Raw genomic sequence first — 24,589 nt, 5'->3', positions numbered from 1 at the left:
CCTAAACGCGGGCCGCGCTTCCCATCGTGCAATGAGCGACTGGACCGAGAAGTACCGGCCGTCGACGCTGGCGGAGGTCCGGGGGAACGACAAGGCCCGTGACGCCCTCAAAAAGTGGGCCGACACGTGGGCGGACCACCGCGAGGCCGTCATCGTCCACGGCAGTCCGGGCATCGGGAAGACCTCGGCGGCACACGCGCTGGCAAACGACATGGGGTGGGACACCGTGGAACTCAACGCCAGCGACTCGCGGACGAAAGACGACATCGAACGGATGGCGGGCCGGGCCGCCCAGAACGCCACGCTCGGCGGGAGCGGTCGCCAGCTCATCATCGTCGACGAGGCCGACAACTTCCACGGTAACGTCGACCGCGGTGGCTCGCGGGCCGTGACGTCGATCGTCAAGTCGGCCGGCCAGCCGATGGTCCTCATCGCCAACGACTACTACGAGATGTCGAACTCCCTGCGCAACGCCTGCCAGGACATCGAGTTCCGGGACGTGGGCAAGCGCTCGATCGTGCCGGTGCTGCGGGACGTCTGCCGCCAGGAAGGGCTCGAATTCGAGGACGAGGCGCTCGAACAGATCGCCCAGACCAACAGCGGCGACCTGCGCGGCGCCATCAACGACCTCCAGGCACTCGGTGAAGGCCGCGAGAAACTCCGGGCGGAGAACGTCGTCACCGGCGAGCGCGACACGACCAACGGCGTCTTCGACTACCTCGATACGGTCATCAAGAAGGCCGACGCCCAGGAGGCCCTGGAAGCGTCCTACGACGTCGACGAGACGCCGGACGACCTCATCAACTGGATCGAGGACAACATGCCCAAGGACTACGAGGGCGCGGAACTGGCGCGGGCCTACGACTTTCTGGCCAACGCCGACCGCTGGCTCGGTCGCGTGCGCGCGACGCAGGACTACTCGTACTGGCGGTACGCCGGCGACAACATGACGGCCGGCGTCGCGGCCGCCCGCGACGGCAAGAAGGGCGGCTGGACGCGCTACGGCCCGCCGAGTTACTGGTCGAAACTCGGTCGCTCGCGTGGCACGCGGAACAAACGCGACCACATCGCCCAGCAGATCGCAGAGGAGGGCGGCGTCAGCATGGCGACGGCCCGCCGCGAGATCATGCCCCACCTGGCGGTGATGACCCACCACTGCAAGAACCGCGAGCTCACCGTTGCGATGGCCGCTCGCTACGATCTGAGCGCCGAACACGTCTCATTTATTACCGGCTCTGGGAAGGATACCAACAAGGTTCAGCGCATCGTCGAGGACGCAGAGCAGTTGCGGGAGGAAGCCGCCGTCGAACACTCGGGCGGTGCCTTCGAGGGAGCGCGGCGATCGACGACTGACGACGAGGACGACGATTCGGACGGGGCGGACGATGCGGACGACGGTGACGGGCAGGCGACGCTGGCGGCGAGCGCCAGCGGTGACGAGGACTCGGCGAGCGACAACGAGGGCGCGGACGACGGGTCCGAGGACGCGGACGCGGAGGCCACTGACGACGACCAGCAGTCCGGCCTCGGCGATTTCATGTAGGTCGCGTAGAGAAGAGCGACCGACTCAGAGCCGGACCGGTCCCGATTGACCGGACTCGGCCCCTGCGTCGGTGTCGGTGTCGGTGTCCGCGTCGGCCCCGGTCGGCGTTTTGGCGGCCTCGAACGACCAGGCGGTCGTGGCGATCATCGACGCGAAGATGATCTGTGCGGCGGCGTGGTGGGCGACTGACGCCATGACGCCGAAATTGAGGACGGTGTTCCCGCCGAGCAGGATCTGAACCGGGAGGACGGCAACTGCGGCGGTCATGGCCCAGCGGATGCGTTTGGACCGGTCCTGGCGCCACGCCTGGACGGCGGTCCCGATGATCATGAACCCGGTCACCATCGCGACGAGACGGTGGAACCACTCGATGAAACTCGGCCAGTTTGCAGGGAACAGTCCCATCCAGCCGTCACAGAGCGGCCACTTTGCACCACAGGACAGCCCCGCGCCGGCTGCACCCGTGTACACGCCCAGGAGGATGAGCGCGAAGGTAAACCCCGTCGTCACCGCGGCGAGGTGGCGAAACCTGTATCGCATACCAAATCGTGAGGACTACGAGTATTTAGACCCGGCTTTTCGTTCCCGGCGCGTGATAACGGATCGATACGTTTAGTCGTCCGATTCCCGATATCGCCAGCGACAGTCGCTCAGCGTCGGTTCCACGTCCGCCATTCGGTCCTGACTCCCGACCGACCGCTCTGGTCACCGTTGCACTGCACTCACTCCACAAATGCGACCACTTAGTTGCGGTCCGTGGAACGTTCCGACGTTCGAACCGGAACACGCAGCTATTGCCCACGAGGGCATAAATTGGTCGACGTGTAACGCGGAATCGACGACTGTCGAATGTCACTTTCGGTTATCTTTTTACGCTGGCCCGGTGCCAGTTTCATCATGGGACTGGACGAGGATTCACTCGATTATCACCGGGAAGACCCTCCCGGGAAGATCGAGATCTCGACGACGAAGCCTACTAACACGCAGCGAGACCTGAGTCTCGCGTACTCTCCGGGCGTCGCAGCGCCGTGTCGCTCCATTCGCGACAACCCCGACGACGCGTTCAGCTACACCGCGAAGGGGAATCTCGTCGGTGTCGTCTCCGACGGCACGGCCGTCCTCGGCCTCGGTGACATCGGCGCGCAGGCCTCGAAACCCGTCATGGAGGGCAAGGGCGTCCTCTTCAAGCGCTTCGCGGACATCGACGTCTTCGACATCGAACTCGACGAGAACGACACGCAGGCGATGATCGACTCCATCGCCTCGATGGAACCGACCTTCGGCGGGATCAATCTGGAGGACATCAAGGCGCCGGAGTGTTTCGAGGTCGAAGAGCAACTCCGCGAGAAGATGGACATTCCCGTGTTCCACGACGACCAGCACGGCACGGCCATCATCTCCGGGGCCGCCCTGCTCAACGCCGCGGACATCGCGGGCAAGGACGTCGAAGACCTGGACATCGTCTTCTCCGGTGCTGGCGCGAGCGCCCTCGCGTCGGCCCGCTTCTACGTCTCGCTCGGCGCCTCACGCGAGAACATCACGATGTGTGACTCCTCGGGGATCATCACCGAGGCCCGCGCCGAACAGGGCGACGTCAACGAGTTCAAACGGGAGTTCGCACAGGACACCGCCGAGGGCGACCTCGCGGACGCGATGCGCGACGCCGACGTGTTCGTCGGCCTCTCGGTCGGCGGCATCGTCGACCAGGAGATGGTCGCCTCGATGGCCGACGACCCGATCATCTTCGCGATGGCCAACCCCGACCCCGAGATCGGCTACGAGGAGGCGAAAGCCGCCCGCGACGACACGGTCATCATGGCCACGGGCCGCTCGGACTACCCGAATCAGGTCAACAACGTGCTGGGCTTCCCGTTCATCTTCCGCGGCGCGCTCGACGTGCGTGCGACGGAAATCAACGAGGAGATGAAAGTCGCCGCCGCCGAAGCGCTGGCAGATCTCGCCCGCCAGGACGTGCCCGACGCCGTCGTGAAGGCCTACGGCGATCAGCCGCTCCAGTTCGGCCCCGACTACATCATCCCGAAACCGCTCGATCCGCGGGTCCTCTTCGAGGTCGCGCCGGCCGTCGCCCAGGCTGCCGTCGACAGCGGCGCCGCGCGACAGGAACTCGACATCGAGGAGTACGTCGAGGAACTGGAGGCCCGCCTCGGGAAGTCCCGCGAGATGATGCGGGTCGTCCTGAACAAGGCCAAGAACGAGCCAAAGCGCGTCGTCCTCGCGGAGGGCGACGACGAGAAGATGATCCGGGCGGCCGCACAGCTGGTCGACCAGGGGATCGCACAGCCGGTGCTCATCGGCGACCGCGAGCGCATCTGGGCGATCATGGAGACGCTGGCGCTGGATTTCGACCCGGAGATCATCGACCCCGGCGAGGGGAACCTCGCGCCGTACGCCGAGCGACTCTACGAACTCCGCAAGCGCAAGGGCATCACCCGGCGCGAGGCCGACGAACTCATCCAGGACGGCAACTACCTCGGCAGCGTCATGGTCGAGATGGGCGACGCCGACGCGATGCTCACCGGTCTGATGCACAACTACCCCTCGGCGCTGCGCCCGCCGCTGCAGGTCATCGGAACCGCCGACGACGCCAACTACGCGGCCGGCGTGTACATGCTGACGTTCAAGAACCGCGTCGTGTTCTGCGTCGACACCACCGTCAACCAGAACCCCAACGCGGAGGTGCTCGCCGAGGTCACGGGCCACACGGCCGAGTTGGCCCGTCGGTTCAACATCGAGCCGCGCGCCGCCATGCTGTCGTACTCGAACTTCGGCTCCGTGGACAACGAGGGCACGCGCAAGCCGCGCCAGGCCGCCGAGATCCTCCGCGACGATCCCGCCTGTGACTTCCCGGTCGACGGGGAGATGCAGGCCGACACTGCGGTCGTCGAGGAGATTCTCAACGGGACCTACGAGTTCTCGGACCTGGAAGAGCCAGCGAACATTCTCGTGTTCCCGAACCTCGAAGCCGGCAACATCGGCTACAAACTCCTCCAGCGCCTCGGCGGCGCGGAGGCGATCGGCCCGATGCTCGTCGGCATGGACAAGCCCGTCCACGTCCTCCAGCGCGGCGACGAGGTCAAAGACATCGTGAACCTGGCGTCCGTCGCGGTCGTGGACGCCCAGCAGAACGACTACTGAGTCGGCGCTTTTTGGTCCAGATTTTTGCGGTGAGTGGGTCGCGCAGCGACCCCGAACCGGAAAAAGGTGGGTTGTGGACGCCCAGCAGAACGACTACTGAGTCGGCGCTTTTTGGTCCAGATCTTTGGACGAGCGGTCCCGACCGTCGGACGCGATCCGCGGCAAAACCAGCGATTATCAAATTACTGTGCTGTCAGCACATATAAAACCCGCTCCCGTTTTCTGGTTCAGAAACTCTCGGAGGGTCTCTTATTGGGTTCGTGTGTAGCCACGGCCGTTGAATGTCACGGAACCATCCCGACAATCCACGACGGCTTCCGCTCGTCGGACTCGTCGGTCTCCTGTTCGTCACTGCCGGCTGTCTCGCGCCGGCCGGGACCGAGATCGACGACTCGAACGCCGTCGCGGATCACGTTGAATCGCGCTACGAAGCACTCGACGGCTTCCAGGCCACCATGGTTCGGACGGTCGAGCGTGGCGGCCACAACAACACGACGCGAGCGACGGTGGCCTTCGATAAGGGGGACTATCTCCGCATCGCCTACCGGGACGGGCCGAACGCCGGCACGGTCACGGTGATCGACGATCCCGAACCGTCGCGACTGTTCTCGGACGGAGCCGCTGCGACCGGCCGCGCCGACGCTTCGGAGGTGTACGGCGCGCTCGCAGCCGACCTCGTCGAGCGCAACGACGTCGTGTACGACGGGACGGCGACGGTCGATGACCGCCGGGTGGCTATCTACTCTCTCACTCCCGCGACCAACCAGAGCGGTGACTCCGACCAGCCCCGACTGATCGAACGGCGGGTCTCGGTCGACGTCGAACGCATGGTCCCGATCCGGCTGGAGTCGACCTGGCGCGCTGACGGGCAGGAGGTCACCGAGACGATTCGATTCACCGACGTCAGCCTGCGAGCCCCGCAGACGCCCGGCGTTGGTGCGCAGGAGGCTGTCGCGCCATGAAACCCGACTCGCCCAGTCTCCTCGACAGACTCGGGGGCCCGCTCGTCGTCTTCGCCGTGATCGGAATGCTCGTCGGTGGCGCACTCGTGCCGTACGCGTGGAACGCCGCGACGGCGTCCGATGGGACCGTGGCTGTCATCGAAGTGCACGGCTTGATCACGGAGGACACTGCGACGACCGCCGTCGATGACCTGCGAGAAGCACGACGGAACGAGTCGATCGAAGCGGTCGTCCTCGACGTCAACACACGCGGCGGACTGGCGTCGTCCAGCGAGCAGCTCTACCTCGCGGTGAAGCGGACAGAGCAACAGATGCCGGTCGCTGTGTCCGTCACCGGGATGGCAGCGTCCGGCGGGTACTACACGAGCGCGCCCGCGGACAAGATATTCGTCTCGCCGGCGACCGTCGTCGGGAGTATCGGCGTCAAAGGACCCGTACCACCGCAGGGGGCACCTGACGGTCAGATTACGACTGGTCCGGACAAGAGCACGAGCGCGACGCAGGCCGAGGCACGGCGACGGGTCGAAACCATGCGGCGCGCGTTCGTCGGTGCAGTCTTCGAGGAACGGGGAGAGAAACTCGAACTCTCCCGAACGGAACTGTCCCACGCGAAGGTCTATTCGGGGACGCGCGGCGTCGAACTCGGTCTCGCCGACGGGGTCGGCGGTCTCGACGCGGCGATCAACTACGCGGCCGAGCAGGCGGAACTGTCCGACTACCAGACAGCTCGGATGCGCTCGCCGGCACAGAGCCCGCTGAGCCAGCTCGGACTGAACGCTTCCGGAGCGTCCGGAGCGGAACGGCTCAACGCCACCGACCTCGAGACAGGTCGGTATTACATGGTGTACGGACAGCTGAACGCTCCGACTGCTGCGGACACAACTGAGGTGACATCCAATGCCACGAACTGATCTGTTGAAGGGCCTCGGAGTATTCGGACTCGTGGTCGTCGTCGTCCTCGCGGGCACGGTGGCCACGGGAACGCTCCTGACAGGCTCGTCGACGACCTCGAACGCGGTGAACGTCTCGGCGTACGATTCGGACGCCCTCCTGCCGACGGCGGTCGACGACGACGGGACCGTCGACGCACCCGACGAAGCAGACGCGAAGACGATCGTCATCGACAAGAGCCACGGAAACGCCGTCAGCGAAGGCGAGATACAGCCGCTGGTCGACGCGCTCGTTCGCGACGGACACGACGTCCGGTTCTACACCGGCGGTCAGAGCCAGAGCTTCGGTGGGGCCGGCGGTAGCTCCAACCTGAACTCGACGCTCGAATCGGCTGACGCGTTCGTCGTCGTCAATCCGAGCAGCACGTACTCGGAGAGCGAGATCGACGGCGTCGAGTCCTTCGCCGACGCCGGCGGTCGCGTCCTCATGCTGGCCGACCCGGTCAGCGCGTCACAGAGCCAGTCCGTCTCGATTCCCCTCATCGGTAGCTCGGGCGGGAATACCGTGACGCCCGGTCAGCCGACGAACCTCGCCGCGCGCTTTGGCATCTCCTTCGGGTCCGGCTACCTGTACAACATGGAGGAAAACGCCAACAACTTCCAGAGCGTCTTCGCGCGCCCGGTCGGAAACGACTCGCTCGCCTCGGGCGTGGACCGGGTCGTCGTCCGCGACGCGACCCCGCTGACGACCAGTACGAACGTGACGCGAGTGGTCGAGAGCGACGGCGCTCGCCTCTCCTCGACGCGCCGAGCCGACGCGTACGCGGTCGCTGCCCGGGTCGGCAACGTGGCGACCGTCGGTGACACCGACTTCCTCGCGCCGGCGACCGCGACCGTCGCCGACAACGACGCGTTCGTGAGCAACCTCGCGCAGTTCCTCGTGACCGGCGACAAGGAATCGAACGCGCCCGCCACCGATTCGGCTGCGAGCGGTCCCGGTGGGATCACGACGCCGTCCATGCCCGGGAACGTCTCCGGGCCCTAGTCACACGCACTGTTTTCGCGGACGACCGCGCCGTCACCCCTCGCTCGGAGCGGGGGCTTCGCTGACGCCGAGCGCACGGCCCTGTTCACAGGCCGGTGAAGTGTCTCACTGACACTGGCTGTTCACAACTTATCCACATGCCCGGACGGTCGGTGTCCAACAAGCAGAACGTCCCGCGGTCGATCGCTGCGTTGTCGAGTCGCCAGGTTGCGAGCGTTTGCTGTGTCTCAGTCATGGTGTCTGGTCCCCGCACGCACGCTGGATGGGGCTCGCACTTGCTCAGTCGCTCCGGTTCGCTCGTCCTCCCGATCGCCGTTCTGTCCGTGTGTCACGGTGATGTGCCCGCTGGAACCACTCGCTGCCCGACTTGCCCGTGGCGTCTCTCGGGCGTCGGCGCTGAAGTCCATCGTGCCTGAATCTGCTGACACAAGGTCGCTGTGTCTTCGGGGTTGTTGCCGATCGCTGGCGACCTCGCGTGGATCGCCCAGTGCCCCGGTCCCCGCGCGAGTCGAACGGCGACGAGTTTCCTCCGGGTCCGGTGAGCCTCACGCTCTCGGGTCATCGTTTCACAGTCGAGCAAAGGCACTCCGCACGGGTCGGACGCGAGGCTGCAAAAGCAAGCAACTGGCCGTCAGTCGCTCGCGTGCCGATCGGCTCGGGACGGCGGTGGGTACCGGTCGTCCGTGCCACCGGTCGAACGCGGCGTCTCGGGAAGGACGCACCGGTCTGATTCGTGATTGACGTGGTCGTACTGGTCGGGAGCGTTCGCGAGTGGGTGCGCCGGGTTCACGTCGCTGTTAATCCGGGCGGCCCGGAGTTCGCCGAACCCGCTGATGCGCGCGCGGATGCCGCGCCAGTGGTTCGTGGTCGCTCCGGGGACGGACACGTCGTGGGTGCCCCAGTCTGCGCCGCGGGACGCCAGGACCGCCTGGTTGACGTTCCCCGCGAGGTCGTCGTGGTCGATGAGGACGCCGACCCGTGCATCGTCGGGCGCACGCGCGGCGAGGACATCCAGTCCCAGGTGCAGGGCGCGATACTCCGCGACGTTGTTGTCGGGCGCGTCGTCGGGAAGCGACAGACGTGCGACGCGCTCTCCGTCGCGTGTTTCGATAACAACGCCGAGTCCGCCGGCGGGTCTGGTTGCCCCGTCGCCGCCGTCTGTGGCGACGGCACCCGATCCTCTGAAGGAACCGTCTGTTGCGAGGTAGAAGTCCCGATGATGGGTGCGAGGGGGGTGTGCGATGTGCGGCGTTGGCGACTCGTCGAACAAGTCCCGAAGGGACGGCCGGCCGTAAGCGGCCATACGTCGTCTATATCGCGGGAGGAATTTAAATATATGGGCAGACCGCAACCAATGGTGGACAGCAGCAGTCCCTGGACCCACCTTAGCCACCGAGGGAGTCCGACCTTTCCGTAAGGTCGTTCGGAAATCGGGGATTTTCATAATGACGAGAATCGAAGATTCTCGAACCACAGGACGGGCGGGAATCGCGGAAGCTCCCGTGACCAACTGCCACGTCACTGCCCGGCTAACTCCCTGACTTTTATAGATAGTCAGTGCCACCCGTGGCCTGTCGATGGAGATTCAGCGTACCGCCGTCGTCAAACTCGCCGTCCCCGATGAGCGCTGCGACGAGCTGAAACGCACCATGAACACGTTTCGGGACGCCGCACAGCGGTTTGCCGACCGGGGATGGCAAGGAGACGACGACGGGTACGTGATAACGTCGCGCTCTCGGCTCCAGCCGCTCGTCTACGACGACATTCGGGACGATACCGGGTTGCACTCGGACCTGACCGTGGCCGCTGTCAACCATGCCGCCGACGCGCTCACACAGTGCGTCGAGAAAATGAAAGCGGGCGAACGAACCTCGAAACCCGTGTTCACGTCGAACACGACCGTCTACAATACGAACGCCATCAGCTACTTTGACGGCTACTGTTCGCTGGCCGCATACGGCAACGGGCGTGTTCACGCTGAGTACGTCTACCCGGACGACTCCCCGCAGGCCGAGTACATGGAAAGCGACGAGTGGACCAAACAGGGCGCGAAACTCCGCTACGATCAGCAGACGGATACCTACTACCTCCACGTTTCCATCAAACAGGAACGCGATGAGTCGTCGGGAGAAACCGAGAACCGAACAGTTCTCGGTGTAGATCGGAACGTGAACGGGTATCTCGCCGTCACCAGCACGGGGGTGTTCATCGGCAACGCCGACCTCCTGAATCACAAGCGCCGCGAATACGAACGTCGCCGCGGTCAACTGCAACAGCAGGGCACGCGAAGCGCACACCTCACTATCGAGTCCATCGGAGACAGGTTTGCCCGGTGGTCCGAGGACTTCTTACATCAAGCGTCGAAGCGACTGGTCGCAGAAGCCGTCTCAAAGGGCTGTTCGGTCATCGTGTTCGAGGACTTAGAGCAGATACGCGAGCGTATCTCGAACGCCTCGAAATTCCAGCAGTGGGCGTTCCGCGAGTTGAAACGTCAGATCGAGTACAAAGCCCATGCCGAAGGCATCACTGTCGAGTCAGTCCATCCGGCCTACACCAGCCAGCGGTGCAGTCACGCCGACTGTGGCTTCACCCACGAGGACAACCGCGACAGCGACAAGTTCACCTGCCAGAAGTGTGGCAAAGAGCTACACGCCGACTATAACGCGGCACGCAATATCGCACACAGATACATCCAGAACCGGCTCAAGTCTGGGTCTGGAGGGGCGACCCATCACCTCGCCCTGAAGTCGGGAACGTTGAACGGAAACGGCGAGTATTCGCCTTCCACGGTATAGTGGACAGACCGGGAGTTCACCGACAAACCCCGCCGTCGTCGGGTTCTGCCCGACTGCTTGAGGGATCTCCGATCCCTCTCTGCTCACGGCGGGTGTAGGTGATCGGAACGCATACGGATGGGCCACTCCTCACTTCAGCTATGTTGACCGCCCGTGACATCATGGAGAGCGAAGTCGAGACCGTCGCACCGGACGAGGACGTCGCCGACGTCCTCACGCGCCTGGCTCGCGCGGAGTTCAACGGGTACCCAGTCGTCGAGGACGGCGAGTCACGAAGTGACTCGGAAACATCGAGCGGGGAAGGGACCGATTCGCGAGAGGGCGAGCTGGTGGGGATCGTCACGCAGGGCGACCTCGTGGATCTGTTCCAGCCCTCGGATCGGACGCTGTGGCTCCCCGTCGGACTGCCGCCGTTCCTGGAGAGCCAGACCTACGCCATCGACCTCTCGTGGGACGAACTGGACGTCGGCATCGACCTGGCCCGGAACGCCAACAAGCCCATCAGCACGGTGATGACCACAGACGTCGTGACAGTCGCGCCTGACGACACCATCGACCACGCGCTGGACCTGCTGTGTGACGAGCGAGATATCAACCGGCTTCCAGTCGTGGAAGACGGCGCAGTCGTCGGGATCATCGCCCGTGAGGACATGCTCAGGGCGCTCCGCGACGAGCGCCAACAGCGATAATAATCATTGGGTAAACACGACGACAAACGAAAGTTTCTCGGCCGGCACGGGAGAATCACGGCCGTGACGCGTTATCGCAACGCCCTCCTGTTTCTGACGCTGGCAGCGCTGTGGGGTTCCGCGTTCATGGCGATCAAGGCCGGGCTGGCGTACTTTCCCCCGGTGCTGTTCGCGGCCATCCGGTACGACCTCGCGGGCGTCATCATGCTCGGGTACGCCGGCTGGGTGACTGACAAGTGGGTGCCGACGACCCGGGCCGGCTGGACGCAGGTGATCGTCGGTGGTGCGCTGATGATCGGCAGCTATCACGCGTTTCTGTTCGTCGGCGAACAGCAGACGACGAGTGCGGCGGCGGCGGTCATCGTCAGTCTCTCACCCATCCTGACCACCGGCTTCGCGCGGGCGCTGCTCCCTGACGAACGGCTCACCGTGACCGGCGTCGTCGGGACGATGCTGGGACTGCTGGGCGTCGGCATCCTGACGCGACCGGACCCCGCGAACCTCCTGACGGCCGACGTCGTCGCCAAGGGGCTGGTGTTCGTCGCCGCGCTCTCCTTTGCGCTCGGCAGCGTCCTGACCCGGCGCATCGACGCCGACCTCTCGATCGAGACCATGGAGGCGTGGTCGATGCTCAGCGGGGCAGCGCTGATGCACGCCGTCAGCGTCGCGCTCCCCTCGGAGTCGCTGGGTGCGGTCCGATGGACGCCGGAAGCACTGGCAGCGCTGGGCTACCTCTCGATCGCAGCCAGTGCCGTGGGCTTTCTCATCTACTTCGATCTACTCGACAGACTCGGGCCGGTCGAAATCAACCTCGTGTCGTACGTCGCACCCGTCTTCGCAGCCGTCTCCGGCTATCTGGTGCTCGACGAGGTCATCGACGGCTACACCGCGGTCGGCTTTCTGGTCATCGTCGTCGGATTCGCGTTACTGAAACGCGACGCGCTGGCGGCCGAACTCCCGAAGCTGCGGGCGGCGCTGGCGCGGGAGTGACAAGCAGTCGTCGGGCTACTCGGCCCGGTGGAAATGACCGACGACGGCGGTGAGGACGTTCAGTGCAACGAGGGCTGTGAAGGCGATCGTGACCGACGTACTTTCCAGACCGGTCGCCAGGAGAGGGAGGTGGAGGAACGGGAGGATGATGGCGCTCCAGAACGCGACGCTGGTCACGCCGGCTTTCAGTCCAGTGCCGTAGCGAGAGAGCGATGGAAGGACGCCACTCTCTGCGAGCACCGTTCGTAGTTCTGTTCGTGAGGGACTTGACGGGGACATCGTGTTGGTCTACTTCGAGATAAGGCCCGACTACCTCTTATAACCGGCCGAGAGTTCGACACGTTTCGACTCATTTCACCGCGACGCTCTCTCGGCGCCGACCTTTCATAACGTACGCAAAGGGAATCTAACGTTTTACCGCTGTATCTAAGCCAGTCTAGGCGGTTGCTCCATGTCAAAAATTACGATAGAGAGGTGGTTAAAATAACGGGCGACGAACTCTGTTGTGCGTGGTGTGTGGCCAGTTAGCACGATACTGCGGTATCAGGCCACCTTCAGATTACCCGAGAAGTGTGACTTCGATCTCGTGGGAGCCGGACTGCGTGTCGATGGTGGTGGTTTCGACGACGTGGCTGCCGAGGTTCGCTCGCCACTCGCCGACGGCAGTCGCGTGGCGTTCGTGGTGACGCTCGCGAGAGTACGTCTCCGTTGGGTCTGCTCGAATTTCGTCCTCTGTCTGGGCGGGCGTGGGATAGTCGGGTGCGGACTCGGCGACGAGCGTCGTCGGATCGACGTGGATGGGAGAAGGATCGTCGTACTGGTCGTCGCCTTCGACGTGGAGCCGGGCGCGCATGCGGCCACTGAACGGCGGTGTCACTCGGAGAACCGCGTCACGGCCGCTCCGCTGGGCAGATTCGAGGGCAGCGACCAGGTCCTCCGTGCTGATAGCGATCGAACGGATGACGGACGGGTCGTCGGACTCTGTCCCCATGCACGTGCTGACGGCCGCAGGAACTTGACCGTGACGACGCGAAGGAATTGCTCCGCTCAGTCGTCGGCTGCGGCCATGGTCTCGACGTCCTCGATGAGGTCGTCGACGGCCTGGTTGATGTCGACGATCTGGTCGGTCTGGCCGTCGACTTCGTCAGTGATCTCGTCGACCTGGGTCGCGATGTCTTCGGCGTTCGTGGTCGCCTGATCGACCATGCTGGCGACTTCTTCGGTGGAGGCTGCCTGCTGGTCGGTGGCGGTCGCGACCTCTTCGATGCCGTTGTTCACCTCGCGAACTGCCTCGCCGATCTCCTCTAAGTTCGCCATCGCCTCGTCGACCGACGAAATTCCCCGGTCGATGCGCTCGTTGTTCTCCTCTAAGCTTCCCACCGCTCGTTCGGTGTTCTCCTGAATCTCCTCGATCATCCCCTCGATCTCGCCGGCCTGGGCCTGGGACTCGCCCGCCAGGTCCTTGATCTCGTCTGCGACGACGGCGAACCCCTCGCCGGCTTCCCCGGCGCGGGCGGCCTCGATGGAGGCGTTCAGCGCCAGGATGTTCGTCTGGTCGGCGATGTCGTTGATGATGTCGACGATCTCGTCGATCTCCGTGACGCTCGCCTGGATGGTCCGGACGTCCTCGGCGACGCTGTCGGCCGCCTCTCGAATCTCTTCCATCGCACCGACGACCTCCTCGGCGGAAGCCTGCCCTTCGTCGGCGAGGTCTCTGGCCTGTTTGCTGGAGGCTGCGACCTCCTCGGCGGAGGAGGCGATCTCCTCGACGGACGCGCTCAGCGTCGACACCTCGTTTGCGACCTCTGCCATCCCCTCGTGTTGTTCGTTCGCGAGCTGGGAGATCTCTCGCGTTCGCTCGGCGATCTCCACCGAGGAGCTCTCCAGTTCCGCGATCGACGTCTGGATCTCACTCGCCGCTTCGTGATCGTACCCCGCGTTGCGGTCGATGTCCTCCTCGATGTCGTCCTCGATATCCTCTTCGATCCCAGCACTCACGCCAGTTTCGTGGGACATTACGTACGGTAGATTGGGACGGCTCTCATAAATGACCACTACCTTACGTATTTGGCATGTCGAACGATGTACCGGTATCTGGGCACATGCCCTGGCCCGTGAAACGGGTTTTGATGGGGTGAACGACGAATACTCGAAAGTATCACTCGCGCTCGAAGAACGCGTCGAGGACCTTCCGTTCGGCGACCCTGAGGTGCTGGTGGAAGGTCGACCGGGAGATGTCCATCATGGCGGCGAGTTCGTCGCCGTCGACGCCCCGGGGCCAGTCGAAGAACCCGCTGTAGTAGGCCGTTCGGAGGGCGGTGAACTGTCGGTCGGTGAGTCGGTCTTCGAGGCTGGCGCGGAACTCCTGGCGGGTCTGGACTGGCCGCTCGTGTTCGTGATAGCCGACGAGGTCGACCCGGTCGTACCGCTCGGAGAGCGACTCGAACAGCGACTTCGCGTCGGCTTCCTGGGGGAGTTCGACGGTGAATCGAGCCTGTCCGTTCTCGCTCGTGACCTCCTGGGTGACGGCGCCGCGGTCGACGAGCGTGTCGATGAGCGATCCGTCGAACGTGAACTGAAACAGCGACTCCTCGTCGTGGTCCGCGAGCAGTCGATACCCGACGACGTCCTCGTCTGCGTCTGCGAACGCCGCCACCGAATCCGAGTCGGCACCGGTGACGGTGTAGAACTCCTGGAGCAGGCCCTCTGATTTGTAGACGGACCCGGAGTAGGAGAGCCGACAGTCCAACTCGGCCGACAACCGACACGGGAACAGCGACTGGTCGGCCAGAGTGACTTCCATCTCGATGATGCGGTTCGTGGTGAGCGTTCGCTTGCTCTGGACGGCGTTCATGGCGTTCGCGATCACCCGGCCGAGCGCTTCGAGGACGACCTGCTCGCGCTCGTCGAACGCGTCGGGCTCGCTGGCACACACCGTCAGGACGCCGTAACTGGCGTCCCGTGCGACCAGCGGGATCGCGATGAGCGAGGCGACGTTGTCGGCGCCGTAGACGCGAGCGAGGTGCTCGTCGTCGCCCGCGGACTCGACGATCTGGACCGTTCGGGTGGCGAGTGCGCGCCCGCTCGGATCGCCCGCCGACTCGCCGAGCTGTTGATCGGTCGACTCGATGGCGACGTCGACGGTGCTGGCGACCGCCCGCGGCTCGACGTACTCCTCGGGGAAGTCGGCGTCACCGATCCAGGCACAGACGTAGGGATCGGTGTCGACCAGCCGCTCGCAGACGCCGTCTTCCATCTCCTCGCGGGACGCCGCCCCGACGAGTAACTGTGTGATGTCCTGGACGAGTCCGTTGATGCGGTCGACGAGGTGTTCGAGATTCTGCCGCTCACGCTCGGCCTGTTCGGCGTTCTCGTTCGCCTCGATCTCTGCGAGGCGGCGCTCGGTGATGTCGATGTGGGCGACCGTCGCGAAGGTTCGCCCCTCCAGGGAGAACGACGTCGCGCGCATCATGAACCACCGCTGTTGGTCGGGCGAGTGACAGGGGTACTCCAGGCGGAACGCGTCGGTCTCACCGTTCAGAACCGCTCTGATACCGCTGACTGCCTCGGTTGCGTAGTCGTCGTCGGTCGGATCGACCGAATCGAAGTAGTTGGTCCCTTCGGGTTCGGAACCGGGGGCGGACTCGTTGCTCGTGGTCCCCCAGGCACTGTTGGTAAAGAGAATGTGGCCCTCGGCGTCGAGCACTGCGACCTGGCTCGACAGCGTATCGAGAGCGGCACGCGTTATCGACTCGGAGACTTCCATTCACCGGCTATCGGCGTTCCAGCCACATTATTCCCGCGGCGACTCGTCGCGTCGCCCGGGCAGGGCTCGTCGTCCTCGGCCCCGCCCAACGCGGGTGTTTTCGCGCTCTGAAAACACTCGTCTCTGTTTATAGTTTTAGAGTTATACGTTACTGGTAGACAGATGGTTTCGGATGGAGCGGACGCAGAGACCGTTCGGGTGTTGGTAGTCGACGACAACCCCGCCGTCGTCGACCTCGCCAGCGAGTATCTGGAGCACACCGACAGCCGGTTCTCGGTGCGGACGGAGACGAGCGCGGCTGCCGCCCTCGAGCAGTTGCGCGAGCGAAACGTCGACGTCGATTGTATCGTGAGTGACTACAAGATGCCCGAGATGAACGGGTTCGAGTTCCTGGAGGCGGTCGAGGAAACCTGTGCGGACGTACCCTTTATTCTCTTTACCAGTCAGGCTCGGGAACTGTTCGAGCAACCGACCCCCGATGGAATCACGGAGATGATCCAGAAAGACGGCAGGCGGGGGCTCTACTCCGAACTGGTCGAACACGTGGCCAGAGTGGCAGAATCCGAAGCGACCTAGTCCTCGGTTCGCTCCGTGTCCCCGGGCGAATCCAGCCCGTCCAAGTCTTCTCCCGCGTCCCCCGGAGTGATGCCGATCGTCTCGTCCGTCTCGATCGAGGCCACGCCGTCGAGTTCACAGAGCGCTGGAATCCCTTCGTGGGGAATCGTCACGGCGATCGTGTTGAACTGGAGTTTCTCCTCGACGGTACCGCCGGCCTCGGAGACCGTTTCCTCGATGTCGGCTTCGACCGCCGCCGTGTCGTCTGCGTGCTCGTCCGCCAGCGAGAGCAGGAGCGTCACTCGCTCGCCGGGGACGGGATCGTCCCGGAGCGTTCGCACCACGGGTGAGAGATACATGATACCGGCCGTTCGAGCGGCCGTTCCTTAGCGGTACCGTCACGAGCACGCTCCGCTGGCGTCGCCGTCGGTGCTCGCCGCACGGCCGCTCACTCCGGCGCGAACCGATCGAGGACGGGAATCTCCGCGCGGCGCTCCTCGGACAGCAGGTCCCAGTCGATCCCCGCGGGTTTCGTCGCTGCCGTCTCCGTGTGGACGGTCCGTTCGGGCGTGGCGACGACGTCCATCGGGACGTCGTGAGACTCGATGGGAACCTCGTCGTCGACGACCTGGCTCTCGTGGACCGTGGTCGCCACGGGCGTCTCCGCGTCGACGAGCCCGAGTTCGCGAAGCACCGCGTACTCCAGGTCACTGTACCCTTCTCCCTTCCCGACTCGGGCGCCGTCGGTCGTCACGGCGACGCTACCGGAGACGATCAGATCGATCGGCCCAACGGCTTCCGGGCCGACCTGTTCGCCCAGTTCCGACGACCCCGAGATCGTCGTCGCGCGGTCGACGTCGTCGATGCGCGCCGGGTCGAGTTCCAGGAAACACTGTTCGTCGCTGAGCCGCGGAACGGCCATGTAGACGGTCTTGCCGGCTTCGAGCGCCCGTCGGCGGACGGGTCGCTGGGGCGAGTCGGGATTGGCCTTGATCGTCGCCGCTGCCTGCCACTCGTCGGTGGCAGCCAACCGCTCTGCCGCGTCGTCGGCACCGGCGAAGTTGGGGATGCGCCCGTGGGGCGGGAAGGGGAAGCGAGCGTCCCCCGACGCTTCGAGGGTGTCCCACACCCGCTCTCGAAGGGAGTGCTTGTCCATACGTGTCCGTCCGCGGGCGTCGCACTAATAGCTCGATACACTGCGACTGTTTCGCGCTGCTGGGCCGTTAAAAAAGGACCATACAATGTTCGCAGAACGGCTACCCCGGATCCTGTGGGTAGTGTCCAATACACATGAGTCAGGCTGACGACACGGGAGAGGAAGCATGGGGGTGCAGTGGGCAGGACGAGCCACAGTGCGGGCCGCGGACTGGGACGCCGCGGATCGCGGCGTACGAGAGCGACGGCAGTCACGCGGTGTTCACGGAACCCGGGAACAGTGACGCGTGGATCGCGACGGACCACGTCGTCGACGTCCGGAAGTAGGAACCACCGCCGTATCGAGGGGCGGGCGGCTAGATGGTCCCGACCTCGGTTACTGCTCGACCGGTGGCTGTGTCGCAGCAATGTCCATCAGCGAATCGAACACTTTCTTCTCTGCTTTCCGGAGATGCTGGTGGAACGTCGGTGACTGCGACGGCATCGACTGGCGACCGGGCGCGCCTCGCAGCGGAAGTGATCGACGTCCACGGCGTCGTCAACGTTCGGGAACTACTGACCCATCAGCAGAACCTGGTGATCGAACTCGTCGACATTCCCGTTCCACTCTCCGAGGTGATCGGTCCCGACGCGCTCGATTCGCTCTTTTCCCTCCTTCGCGGTCTAGCGCGAACGGGACCGTCTCGTTCACGTACTTCGGCTATCGGGTCGTCGTTTCCAGCGACGGCCAGGTGTCGGTGACCGACTCTGACTGAGTCAGCAGGACACGGAACCCGTCACGGTTGCCTCGATCCCGCCGCGGCAGTCGTTTGCCGCCCGCCGTCCGCTGTCGCCTTCTCCCCGCCTTCCGCCCGAAAACTCCGCAATCTCGGAGTCATCTGCAATACGACTGTTGAACAGATCCAGGCTTCTCTGGCGGGAGACACCACCGCTCGCGAACCAAACAGTGCTAACGCGTCCCAACGGTTTTGCAATCACTCCACCGAGAGCAGGGTATGAACAGACGCCGCTACCTCGCCGCGATTGCAACGACGACGGCCGTTCTCGGTTTGCACGGCCAGCGAGGAGCGAACGCCACCCAGGGAGATTCCGGCAGGGAGACTGGGACAGCAACTGCGGACGGACAGCCCGGCGGCCAGACGCCAGGCCAGAGCCCGACCGGGCCGGCGGTGCAATCGTTCACCGGCTCCGGGCCGAGCGTCGAACGCGGGATCGAGATCGAGGGGGGCTTGACCGTCGTTTCGGCCACGCACGCTGGGACGTCGAACTTCGTCGTCACGCTCGTCGGAGAGGGCGAGTTCGACGACCTGTTCGTGAACGCCATCGGCGAGTACGAGGGTGAGACCGCAGCGCTGCTCGAACAGGGATCGTATCTCCTCGACGTCGACGCCGACGGCGACTGGGCGGTCGAGATCCGCCAGCCACGGGCGGCACGCGGCGAACCGCTGCCACAGTCACTGCGCGGGAGTGGTCCCAGCGTTTCCGGCCCTTTCCAATTCACCGGCACTCACGTCGCGAGCGCGACCCACTCCGGCGAGAGTAACTTCATCGTCGAGGTGTATCCGGTGGCGGGAGCGTTCGCCGAACTCGTCGTCAACGAGATCGGCCAGTTCGAGGGCGAGTCGGCGTTCCGGTTCGACGGCCTCGGCTGGGTCGCCGTCCAGGCCGACGGGGACTGGACGGTCGCGCTGGAGTGACAGGCCGCGGCGTTGTACAGCATCACCGCTCACTATCGATCCTGGTTTCTGTGAAAATGCCCGGGGAGGGCCCGCGAACTACGGGAAATCGAAGATTTCCCTACTCTGCGCTCACTGGCGTTCGCGCAGACCCTCCCGGGTTCTCCGCCCACCGCTGGCATTTCGAGCGCTGTCGCTCGACGAAGCGAGCGACGAAAGGAAATGCCCGGGGAGGGCTCCGAACCCTCGATCTCCGCATGTCCCAGGTTCGAGGTTCGACGTTCCTCGGGGGACCGGGAGCACGCCGCGTGAGTCTCGATAACCCTATGAGTGCGGCGCTATGTCCAGCTAAGCCACCCGGGCGCACTCGTTCGTAGTTGAGTGCCCACCTTTAAGCTTCCCATCTCCGTCCGCGGATTCCCTCGCCGACACCCGGGACTGTTCAGCCAGTTGAACAGTGGGGCGGATTTTCCCCACCATCCGAGGGGCGACACACCGAACGCGCTGGGACATAGCCCTGTCGTGGTCTGCCGAGAGGGGATCGGCGCGGGCCGCGACACGTCGGGACGAGCACAGAAGCGTTCCCCGCGGACGCCGAACCGGGTGGTTTGCTGGGCAGTACCGCACCGACTGGTGCGTTCGGGGATGGCCGACGAACGGTCCGGTTGTTGTCACGACGGGGTGGAACTACCCGCGGATTTAAGCCACCCGGACGGCACACAACGGGCATGGAGGTACCTAGCCTCGTCCGGAACGTGCTCGGGGGCGAGGAGATCGAGGCGAGCGTCAACCTCGGTGACGAAGACACGGTCTATCTCACCGGATCGCGCACGCTCCTCTACCGGGCCGAGGGACTGCTGAGCGACGAGAAAGTCGAAGAGTTCACTCACGACGTTGAGCGCCTCGACGTCAAGGAGGGACGACGCAAGACGAAGTTCGTTCTCGAATACGTCGACGGGACCGAGACGTTCACCGTCCCGGGTAACCGCGCCGACCCCGTCCTCGAACTGCTGTTGACGGGCGTCCTTCGCGCGGCCGACGTCACTGCCCCCGACGAGACGCTGGCGGGCGTGTTCCGATTCAGCGAACTCGCGGTGATCGTCACCGAGACGAGCGTCGTAAAACACATCGGCGCCGACGTCTGGACCGACGATTACGAGGTCTACGCCTTCGCCGACCTCACGCACCTCTCGTTCGACCGCGGCAGCGTCGCCACCGAGATCGTCATCGAGATCGACGGCCACCCGCGCCGCATCAAAACCCCGAACGACGACGCGCGGAAGGTCCAGCAGGTCCTCGAAAAGGCGGTCTTCCACTACTACGGGGTTTCCTCGCTCGAGCAACTCAACGCCGAGATCGCGCCGACCGAGGACGCCGCAGACGCCGGCGGCACGGCGAGACAGAGTCGCAGCGACATCGAGATCGGCGACGGCATCGACCCGCTGGTCACTGACAGCGACGAGTCAGACGACGAACAGTCGGGAGCGACCCAATCGACCCAGTCGCAGCCGTCCTCGACGCAATCGCGCACCACGCAGAGCGACGCGGCGACGGCCGATGCGGCCACGTCCCAGTCCGGCTCAGGGTCGAGCGGGACGTCCCAACAAGCGTCCGGATCTGAGGCTCAGTCGTCGAGTCAGACCTCACAGCAAACCAGTACGCAGGCCGACGTCGCTGCGCTCAAAACACAGCTCGACGAGTTGACTGCCGTCGTCGAGCGACAGAACGAACTGCTGGAGAGCCAGCAAGAGACGATCGATCAGCTCATCGCGGAACTCCGCGAAGGGCGCGCCTGAGGCTACTCTCTGCCGGTGACTTTTCGGATACACGACGAGCCGAAGGGACCGTGCTCGCCGGCGTCGAAGCTGATGAAGTACCCGGTCGAGATGCCGGTCCCGCATCGCTGGCAGGTAAACTCGCCCTCCCGGGAGACGACGTCGGACTCGAAACTCACGTAGTTGTGGCTCGTCGGGCGGACGAACCCAGCCTCGCGGTCGATGATGCCGCGAACTTCTGCGGTGTCGAGGATTTCGCGCTGGACGTTCGGATCGGTCGTGATGGTTTCGATCCGGTCGAGCGCCTCGGCGACGGACAGCTCCTCGTGTTCCAGACTGGCCAGCAGGTCGAGACCGAGCGCGACCTGATCGCTGTCGGGCACACTCGTTGCTGGGACAGCCGGTGAAGTAAGCGTTGTGTCACGCCAGTTGGCGCCGAGACGACCACAAGAGGTTTTACCGGAGACGGTGGGCACATGGATAGATGCAACGGGCGACGCGCCGGCAACTGTTCGGCAGCGTTCTCGCGGGCGGAGCCGTGCTCGCGGCCGCAGTCGTCCTCTCACCGGCGGCAGTGCTCGGACAGGCCGAGACGCTGTCGTCGCGGCCGGCCCTGTTTCTCGCCGCGTTGACAGTCATCTATCTGTTCCGCCCGTTCGTGCTCTGGCCGATCAGCGCCGTCTCCGTGCTGGTCGGCTACGTCTACGGCGTGGCGATCGGAATCCCGTTGGGGCTCGCCGGGGCCGTCGTCACGAGCCTCCCGCCGTTCGTGCTGGCGCGCTACGTTCGATCCGACGACGGCGTGTTCGGATACCTCGGGCAGCGTGGCGACCGACTGGTCGAGGCGACCGGCGCGCTCCGCGGCATCGTGGCCGCGCGGCTGGCCCCGCTCCCCGCAGACGGCGTGTCGTACGCTGCGGGCCTCTCGCAGGTCTCGGCGGTGACGATGCTCGTCGGGACTGCGCTGGGCGAGACGCCCTGGGTGATCGCAGCGGTGACGGCCGGCAGTTCGATGCGGACCCTCTCGCTCCAGGGACTCAGTAGCGGCCTTCCGCTGGTGGTCGGCGCGGGCTCGCTGGCCGTGCTCGTGCTGGCCGGCCCGGCGTACCGCCACCTGCGCGACGGCGGTGACCTGGCCTGACAGACGGCTGTGCAGTCACTCCGCGGCGACGCTCCGCACACGTCCCTGAACCGCAGTCGCTCAGTAGAAGGTGTCCGCACAGTCGAAAATGACGCCGTGTTCCGGACAGACGTACTTGCAGTGGCGACTGTACATCGGCCGCTCACAGCGCGGACACGGACGGCCGCCGACTGGTTGCTCACTGCGCTCGTCGCCGGTACTGTCGCTCTCGGTCCGGTCGGTCCCGTCGGCCCCGCGACCGTCGTCCATACGTGTGTGGTGCTGTTGAACGTGCTTGACTGTTCTGGACGTGTCCGGCCGACTGCTGGCCTGCCGACCCGCGTCCCGTATAATTCCAGTCGACGGGCCCAGTGACCCGCCGAGCGTCGATGCGACGAGCCGGTGGGGTGGGAACGAGGCCGTCTGATCGCCGGTGCACTGTTAGCTGCGCGACAGTGGACGTAATACCGCTGGCGCCCTAGCTCTCACGATGGCCATGTCACGAATTGTCACGCTCGTGCGGCGCGCGCTCCCGACGGTTCTCGTCGGCGTCTTCGCTGGCGTGGCTGGCGTCGTCGGCTCGTTCGCCGTCGCGGGGTACACCCCGACGTTCGTCGTCTCGCCGGTCGCGGACTTGCTCCGGACGGTGATGCCGGACGTCGTCGTCCGGTACGCGATCACGGTGCTGGGGAGCCTCGGCCAACAACTCAACCTCTTGACTGCGTTCCTGCTGGTGATCGGCGGTATCGCGACCATCGCCGCGCTGTCGCTGTTCGTCGGCCAGTGGCTCACCAACCGGGCACTGCCGGTCGTCTTGACGACCGTTGGAACCTGGGGCATGGCTGTGATGCTGACCGGGAGCCTGCTGCTCTCGCTCGGCGCGGGGCTGGCCGCAGGGGCGGTCGTGTTGCTCGCAGTCGCCGTTCCCTCACTTCCGATCGCGACCGGGATCGACGAGGACCGACGGACCGTCCTCGCGACTGCGCTCTCGGTACTGGGACTCAGTGCTGGGGGGTACGTCCTGGGAACCCAGCGCACCACGACGCCCGAGTCACTGAGTCGCACGGAGCAGATCCAGCGGCTGCTCGACGACGCCGACGCGAAGTCGCTCGGCGTCACGGGCATCGAGCCGCTCGTCAGCGAGACTTTCTACGAGGTCGACTACAGCGCCGTCAACCCGGCAGTCGACGGCGACGACTGGACGCTCACCGTGACGGGCGCGGTCGAACGGGAGGTCACCTACACGCTGGACGACCTCACGTCCATGCAGTCCGAAGATCGGTTCGAGACGCTCCGCTGTGTCGGTGAGGACCTCAACGGCCACAAGATGGACAACGCGCTCTGGACGGGCGTTCCGATCATGGACCTCGTCGAGCGGGCGAACCCCCACAGCGGGTGTGGCTGCGTGATGCTGCGGGCTGCCGACGACTACTACGAGGAGTTCCCCATCGCCGCGATGGAAAACGGGTTGCTCGCGTACGGCATGAACGGGACCGAACTGCCGCGGGCGCACGGGCATCCGGCCCGCGCGCTCATCCCCGGCCACTGGGGCGAGATCAACGTCAAGTGGCTCACGGAGATCGAGATCCTCGACAGAGAGGTGGACGGCTACTGGGAGAAACGCGGCTGGCACGGCACGGGCCCGGTCAACACCGTCGCGAAACTCCACGCCGTCAACGATCTCGACGACGGCCGCACGGAGGTCGGCGGACACGCCTACGCTGGCACGCGTGGCATCCGGTCGGTCGAGGTTTCGACCGACAGTGGCGGGACCTGGACCGAGGCGACGCTCTCGGCGGAACTGCCCGGCGACGACGTCTGGCGGCAGTGGCGCTACGCCTACGACCCGCCGACCGGCAGCCACGAGGTCGTCGTCCGGGCGATCGACGGGACCGGAGCGCGCCAGTCCAGCGAGCGGTCGGGCGCGTTTCCGAGCGGGCCGACCGGCTGGGTCGCACAGACGATCGACTGACCGTCGCCGTCGTCCCTGCCACGGGGCAACCGGCGACGACGCCAGTTGCCGTGACCCTCGTGAACGGGGCACAGAGGGCTGTAGCCCCCACATAAACACGTTTCACATACAACCAGGTCAGTCAGGGTGAGCGAACGTGGAGTGACAGTACTGACAACAATGACAGGAATCGACGTAGTTACCGATGGTGACGACCAGTGTCGGACAGTCGTCGGCGAGAGCGAGGCGGTGAGCGAAGCGGTCGTCCGCCTGGTCGCGACGGTCGACGAAACCGATCCCCTTGAGCTGCCACCGCTCGCACGCGTTCTCGACCCCGACGCCGTCGATGCAGTCTTCGAGCCCGCTCCCGGCCGTGCGGGGACGGCGAGCCGCACGCTGACTTTTTCGTACGCTGGCTACACGGTGACAGTCGACGGGACCGAGTCTGAGCAAGTCTGCTTGATCCGGGAGTCGTAAGGGCTGAACCCCGCAAGGAAGCCGAAATAATCCCCTTGTGGGAA

27 protein-coding genes and 1 tRNA gene are annotated in these 24,589 nt (G+C 65.0%); 16 read left to right on the top strand and 12 right to left on the bottom strand.

Annotation, left to right across the window (positions count from 1 at the left end):
- Positions 1-31 precede the first annotated feature (31 nt).
- Entirely contained in the window at positions 32-1,543 is a 1,512-nt protein-coding gene (locus ACFR9U_RS00455) for a replication factor C large subunit (RefSeq protein WP_247377756.1), read from the top strand.
- Positions 1,544-1,567: 24 nt separating this feature from the next.
- On the opposite strand, the gene ACFR9U_RS00450 is transcribed toward ACFR9U_RS00455, so the two are convergent.
- Entirely contained in the window at positions 1,568-2,083 is a 516-nt protein-coding gene (locus tag ACFR9U_RS00450) for a COX15/CtaA family protein (protein WP_247377754.1), read from the bottom strand.
- A 357-nt stretch (positions 2,084-2,440) separates the two neighbouring features.
- Between ACFR9U_RS00450 and ACFR9U_RS00445 the strand changes: the two genes are divergently transcribed.
- The 4 genes from ACFR9U_RS00445 to ACFR9U_RS00430 all read left to right on the top strand — a co-directional run bounded on the left by ACFR9U_RS00445 (position 2,441) and on the right by ACFR9U_RS00430 (position 7,596).
- Complete coding sequence (locus ACFR9U_RS00445) at positions 2,441-4,699, top strand: NADP-dependent malic enzyme (protein WP_247377752.1); 2,259 nt, start codon at positions 2,441-2,443, stop codon at positions 4,697-4,699.
- 281 nt (positions 4,700-4,980) lie between these two features.
- Complete coding sequence (locus ACFR9U_RS00440; protein WP_247377749.1) at positions 4,981-5,661, top strand: LolA family protein; 681 nt, start codon at positions 4,981-4,983, stop codon at positions 5,659-5,661.
- Positions 5,658-6,572, top strand: a complete 915-nt coding sequence (locus ACFR9U_RS00435) for a S49 family peptidase (protein ID WP_247377747.1) — start codon at positions 5,658-5,660, stop codon at positions 6,570-6,572. The genes ACFR9U_RS00440 and ACFR9U_RS00435 overlap by 4 nt, the downstream gene beginning before the upstream one ends.
- A complete protein-coding gene (locus ACFR9U_RS00430) occupies positions 6,559-7,596 on the top strand; it encodes a GldG family protein (protein ID WP_247377745.1) in 1,038 nt (345 codons plus the stop codon). Before ACFR9U_RS00435 ends, ACFR9U_RS00430 begins: the two co-directional genes overlap by 14 nt.
- Positions 7,597-7,681: 85 nt before the next feature.
- On the opposite strand, the gene ACFR9U_RS00425 is transcribed toward ACFR9U_RS00430, so the two are convergent.
- A complete protein-coding gene (locus ACFR9U_RS00425) occupies positions 7,682-7,831 on the bottom strand; it encodes a hypothetical protein (RefSeq protein ID WP_247377743.1) in 150 nt (49 codons plus the stop codon).
- Positions 7,832-8,227: 396 nt separating this feature from the next.
- Positions 8,228-8,899 carry a ribonuclease H family protein gene (locus ACFR9U_RS00420; protein WP_247377741.1) on the bottom strand — a complete coding sequence of 224 codons (672 nt, stop codon included), beginning with the start codon at positions 8,897-8,899 and terminating at the stop codon, positions 8,228-8,230.
- A 274-nt stretch (positions 8,900-9,173) separates the two neighbouring features.
- On the opposite strand from ACFR9U_RS00420, the gene ACFR9U_RS00415 reads away from it, so the two are divergent.
- The 3 genes from ACFR9U_RS00415 (at position 9,174) to ACFR9U_RS00405 (ending at position 12,070) form a co-directional block, all read left to right on the top strand.
- Positions 9,174-10,391, top strand: a complete 1,218-nt coding sequence (locus ACFR9U_RS00415) for an RNA-guided endonuclease InsQ/TnpB family protein (protein WP_247377739.1) — start codon at positions 9,174-9,176, stop codon at positions 10,389-10,391.
- Positions 10,392-10,531: 140 nt separating this feature from the next.
- Entirely contained in the window at positions 10,532-11,080 is a 549-nt protein-coding gene (locus ACFR9U_RS00410; protein WP_247377737.1) for a CBS domain-containing protein, read from the top strand.
- 63 nt (positions 11,081-11,143) lie between these two features.
- Positions 11,144-12,070 (top strand): DMT family transporter, encoded by a 927-nt coding sequence (locus tag ACFR9U_RS00405; protein WP_247377735.1) that lies wholly within the window; start codon positions 11,144-11,146, stop codon positions 12,068-12,070.
- A 15-nt stretch (positions 12,071-12,085) separates the two neighbouring features.
- Here ACFR9U_RS00405 and ACFR9U_RS00400 read toward each other — a convergent pair whose 3' ends face one another.
- From ACFR9U_RS00400 to ACFR9U_RS00385, 4 genes are all read right to left on the bottom strand, one after another.
- Positions 12,086-12,349: a DUF8028 family protein gene (locus ACFR9U_RS00400; RefSeq protein WP_465262010.1), complete on the bottom strand. Its 264-nt coding sequence runs from the start codon at positions 12,347-12,349 to the stop codon at positions 12,086-12,088.
- A 280-nt stretch (positions 12,350-12,629) separates the two neighbouring features.
- On the bottom strand, positions 12,630-13,061 hold the full coding sequence (locus ACFR9U_RS00395) for a DUF8009 family protein (RefSeq protein ID WP_247377731.1): 432 nt from the start codon (positions 13,059-13,061) through the stop codon (positions 12,630-12,632).
- Between the two features lie 56 nt (positions 13,062-13,117).
- A complete protein-coding gene (locus ACFR9U_RS00390; protein WP_247377729.1) occupies positions 13,118-14,086 on the bottom strand; it encodes a methyl-accepting chemotaxis protein in 969 nt (322 codons plus the stop codon).
- A gap of 142 nt (positions 14,087-14,228) precedes the next feature.
- On the bottom strand, positions 14,229-15,836 hold the full coding sequence (locus ACFR9U_RS00385; RefSeq protein ID WP_247377726.1) for a bacterio-opsin activator domain-containing protein: 1,608 nt from the start codon (positions 15,834-15,836) through the stop codon (positions 14,229-14,231).
- Positions 15,837-15,998: 162 nt separating this feature from the next.
- On the opposite strand from ACFR9U_RS00385, the gene ACFR9U_RS00380 reads away from it, so the two are divergent.
- Entirely contained in the window at positions 15,999-16,412 is a 414-nt protein-coding gene (locus ACFR9U_RS00380) for a response regulator (protein WP_247377724.1), read from the top strand.
- Here the strand turns inward: ACFR9U_RS00380 and ACFR9U_RS00375 are convergent.
- Positions 16,409-16,750, bottom strand: a complete 342-nt coding sequence (locus ACFR9U_RS00375; RefSeq protein WP_247377723.1) for a hypothetical protein — start codon at positions 16,748-16,750, stop codon at positions 16,409-16,411. The genes ACFR9U_RS00380 and ACFR9U_RS00375 overlap by 4 nt on opposite strands.
- An 89-nt stretch (positions 16,751-16,839) precedes the next feature.
- The gene (locus tag ACFR9U_RS00370) at positions 16,840-17,547 is read right to left on the bottom strand and encodes a 5-formyltetrahydrofolate cyclo-ligase (RefSeq protein ID WP_247377721.1); all 708 of its coding nucleotides are present in this window, start codon (positions 17,545-17,547) and stop codon (positions 16,840-16,842) included.
- Between the two features lie 134 nt (positions 17,548-17,681).
- On the opposite strand from ACFR9U_RS00370, the gene ACFR9U_RS00365 reads away from it, so the two are divergent.
- From ACFR9U_RS00365 to ACFR9U_RS00355, 3 genes are all read left to right on the top strand, one after another.
- Complete coding sequence (locus ACFR9U_RS00365) at positions 17,682-17,873, top strand: DUF7331 family protein (protein ID WP_247377719.1); 192 nt, start codon at positions 17,682-17,684, stop codon at positions 17,871-17,873.
- A gap of 80 nt (positions 17,874-17,953) precedes the next feature.
- Positions 17,954-18,301, top strand: a complete 348-nt coding sequence (locus ACFR9U_RS00360) for a HalOD1 output domain-containing protein (RefSeq protein WP_379813784.1) — start codon at positions 17,954-17,956, stop codon at positions 18,299-18,301.
- Positions 18,302-18,541: 240 nt separating this feature from the next.
- Positions 18,542-19,243, top strand: coding sequence for a hypothetical protein (locus tag ACFR9U_RS00355; protein ID WP_247377715.1), 702 nt, complete (start codon positions 18,542-18,544; stop codon positions 19,241-19,243).
- Positions 19,244-19,445: 202 nt separating this feature from the next.
- Here ACFR9U_RS00355 and ACFR9U_RS00350 read toward each other — a convergent pair.
- A tRNA-Met gene (locus ACFR9U_RS00350) sits at positions 19,446-19,585 on the bottom strand.
- A 365-nt stretch (positions 19,586-19,950) separates the two neighbouring features.
- On the opposite strand from ACFR9U_RS00350, the gene ACFR9U_RS00345 reads away from it, so the two are divergent.
- Complete coding sequence (locus tag ACFR9U_RS00345; RefSeq protein WP_247377713.1) at positions 19,951-21,018, top strand: DUF7115 domain-containing protein; 1,068 nt, start codon at positions 19,951-19,953, stop codon at positions 21,016-21,018.
- 2 nt (positions 21,019-21,020) lie between these two features.
- Here ACFR9U_RS00345 and ACFR9U_RS00340 read toward each other — a convergent pair whose 3' ends face one another.
- Entirely contained in the window at positions 21,021-21,380 is a 360-nt protein-coding gene (locus ACFR9U_RS00340) for a DUF5830 family protein (RefSeq protein WP_247377712.1), read from the bottom strand.
- 101 nt (positions 21,381-21,481) lie between these two features.
- Here ACFR9U_RS00340 and ACFR9U_RS00335 point away from each other — a divergent pair, with 101 nt between their 5' ends.
- Positions 21,482-22,138 (top strand): TVP38/TMEM64 family protein, encoded by a 657-nt coding sequence (locus tag ACFR9U_RS00335; protein WP_247377710.1) that lies wholly within the window; start codon positions 21,482-21,484, stop codon positions 22,136-22,138.
- A gap of 60 nt (positions 22,139-22,198) precedes the next feature.
- Here ACFR9U_RS00335 and ACFR9U_RS00330 read toward each other — a convergent pair whose 3' ends face one another.
- A complete protein-coding gene (locus ACFR9U_RS00330; RefSeq protein WP_247377708.1) occupies positions 22,199-22,387 on the bottom strand; it encodes an HVO_2523 family zinc finger protein in 189 nt (62 codons plus the stop codon).
- Between the two features lie 226 nt (positions 22,388-22,613).
- Here ACFR9U_RS00330 and ACFR9U_RS00325 point away from each other — a divergent pair, with 226 nt between their 5' ends.
- Together ACFR9U_RS00325 and ACFR9U_RS00320 are read left to right on the top strand one after the other, a co-directional pair.
- Positions 22,614-24,089, top strand: a complete 1,476-nt coding sequence (locus ACFR9U_RS00325; RefSeq protein WP_247377705.1) for a molybdopterin-dependent oxidoreductase — start codon at positions 22,614-22,616, stop codon at positions 24,087-24,089.
- Between the two features lie 159 nt (positions 24,090-24,248).
- A complete protein-coding gene (locus ACFR9U_RS00320; RefSeq protein WP_247377703.1) occupies positions 24,249-24,545 on the top strand; it encodes a HalOD1 output domain-containing protein in 297 nt (98 codons plus the stop codon).
- Positions 24,546-24,589 lie beyond the last annotated feature (44 nt).

The organism is Halorientalis brevis (assembly GCF_042678165.1).
GTDB classification, from domain to species: Archaea; Halobacteriota; Halobacteria; order Halobacteriales; family Haloarculaceae; genus Halorientalis; species Halorientalis brevis.
The sequence above is the reverse complement of the archived record's forward strand: the minus strand, read 5'-3'. Positions and strand labels throughout refer to the sequence as shown.

Coding starts and splice junctions, on each gene's coding strand:
- ACFR9U_RS00455 (WP_247377756.1), top strand. CDS start 32: ATGAGCGACTGGACCGAGAAGTACCGGCCGTCGACGCTGGCGGAGGTC.
- ACFR9U_RS00450 (WP_247377754.1), bottom strand. CDS start 2,083: ATGCGATACAGGTTTCGCCACCTCGCCGCGGTGACGACGGGGTTTACC.
- ACFR9U_RS00445 (WP_247377752.1), top strand. CDS start 2,441: ATGGGACTGGACGAGGATTCACTCGATTATCACCGGGAAGACCCTCCC.
- ACFR9U_RS00440 (WP_247377749.1), top strand. CDS start 4,981: ATGTCACGGAACCATCCCGACAATCCACGACGGCTTCCGCTCGTCGGA.
- ACFR9U_RS00435 (WP_247377747.1), top strand. CDS start 5,658: ATGAAACCCGACTCGCCCAGTCTCCTCGACAGACTCGGGGGCCCGCTC.
- ACFR9U_RS00430 (WP_247377745.1), top strand. CDS start 6,559: ATGCCACGAACTGATCTGTTGAAGGGCCTCGGAGTATTCGGACTCGTG.
- ACFR9U_RS00425 (WP_247377743.1), bottom strand. CDS start 7,831: ATGACTGAGACACAGCAAACGCTCGCAACCTGGCGACTCGACAACGCA.
- ACFR9U_RS00420 (WP_247377741.1), bottom strand. CDS start 8,899: ATGGCCGCTTACGGCCGGCCGTCCCTTCGGGACTTGTTCGACGAGTCG.
- ACFR9U_RS00415 (WP_247377739.1), top strand. CDS start 9,174: ATGGAGATTCAGCGTACCGCCGTCGTCAAACTCGCCGTCCCCGATGAG.
- ACFR9U_RS00410 (WP_247377737.1), top strand. CDS start 10,532: ATGTTGACCGCCCGTGACATCATGGAGAGCGAAGTCGAGACCGTCGCA.
- ACFR9U_RS00400 (WP_465262010.1), bottom strand. CDS start 12,349: ATGTCCCCGTCAAGTCCCTCACGAACAGAACTACGAACGGTGCTCGCA.
- ACFR9U_RS00395 (WP_247377731.1), bottom strand. CDS start 13,061: ATGGGGACAGAGTCCGACGACCCGTCCGTCATCCGTTCGATCGCTATC.
- ACFR9U_RS00390 (WP_247377729.1), bottom strand. CDS start 14,086: ATGTCCCACGAAACTGGCGTGAGTGCTGGGATCGAAGAGGATATCGAG.
- ACFR9U_RS00385 (WP_247377726.1), bottom strand. CDS start 15,836: ATGGAAGTCTCCGAGTCGATAACGCGTGCCGCTCTCGATACGCTGTCG.
- ACFR9U_RS00380 (WP_247377724.1), top strand. CDS start 15,999: ATGGTTTCGGATGGAGCGGACGCAGAGACCGTTCGGGTGTTGGTAGTC.
- ACFR9U_RS00375 (WP_247377723.1), bottom strand. CDS start 16,750: ATGTATCTCTCACCCGTGGTGCGAACGCTCCGGGACGATCCCGTCCCC.
- ACFR9U_RS00370 (WP_247377721.1), bottom strand. CDS start 17,547: ATGGACAAGCACTCCCTTCGAGAGCGGGTGTGGGACACCCTCGAAGCG.
- ACFR9U_RS00365 (WP_247377719.1), top strand. CDS start 17,682: ATGAGTCAGGCTGACGACACGGGAGAGGAAGCATGGGGGTGCAGTGGG.
- ACFR9U_RS00360 (WP_379813784.1), top strand. CDS start 17,954: ATGTCCATCAGCGAATCGAACACTTTCTTCTCTGCTTTCCGGAGATGC.
- ACFR9U_RS00355 (WP_247377715.1), top strand. CDS start 18,542: ATGAACAGACGCCGCTACCTCGCCGCGATTGCAACGACGACGGCCGTT.
- ACFR9U_RS00345 (WP_247377713.1), top strand. CDS start 19,951: ATGGAGGTACCTAGCCTCGTCCGGAACGTGCTCGGGGGCGAGGAGATC.
- ACFR9U_RS00335 (WP_247377710.1), top strand. CDS start 21,482: ATGCAACGGGCGACGCGCCGGCAACTGTTCGGCAGCGTTCTCGCGGGC.
- ACFR9U_RS00330 (WP_247377708.1), bottom strand. CDS start 22,387: ATGGACGACGGTCGCGGGGCCGACGGGACCGACCGGACCGAGAGCGAC.
- ACFR9U_RS00325 (WP_247377705.1), top strand. CDS start 22,614: ATGTCACGAATTGTCACGCTCGTGCGGCGCGCGCTCCCGACGGTTCTC.
- ACFR9U_RS00320 (WP_247377703.1), top strand. CDS start 24,249: ATGACAGGAATCGACGTAGTTACCGATGGTGACGACCAGTGTCGGACA.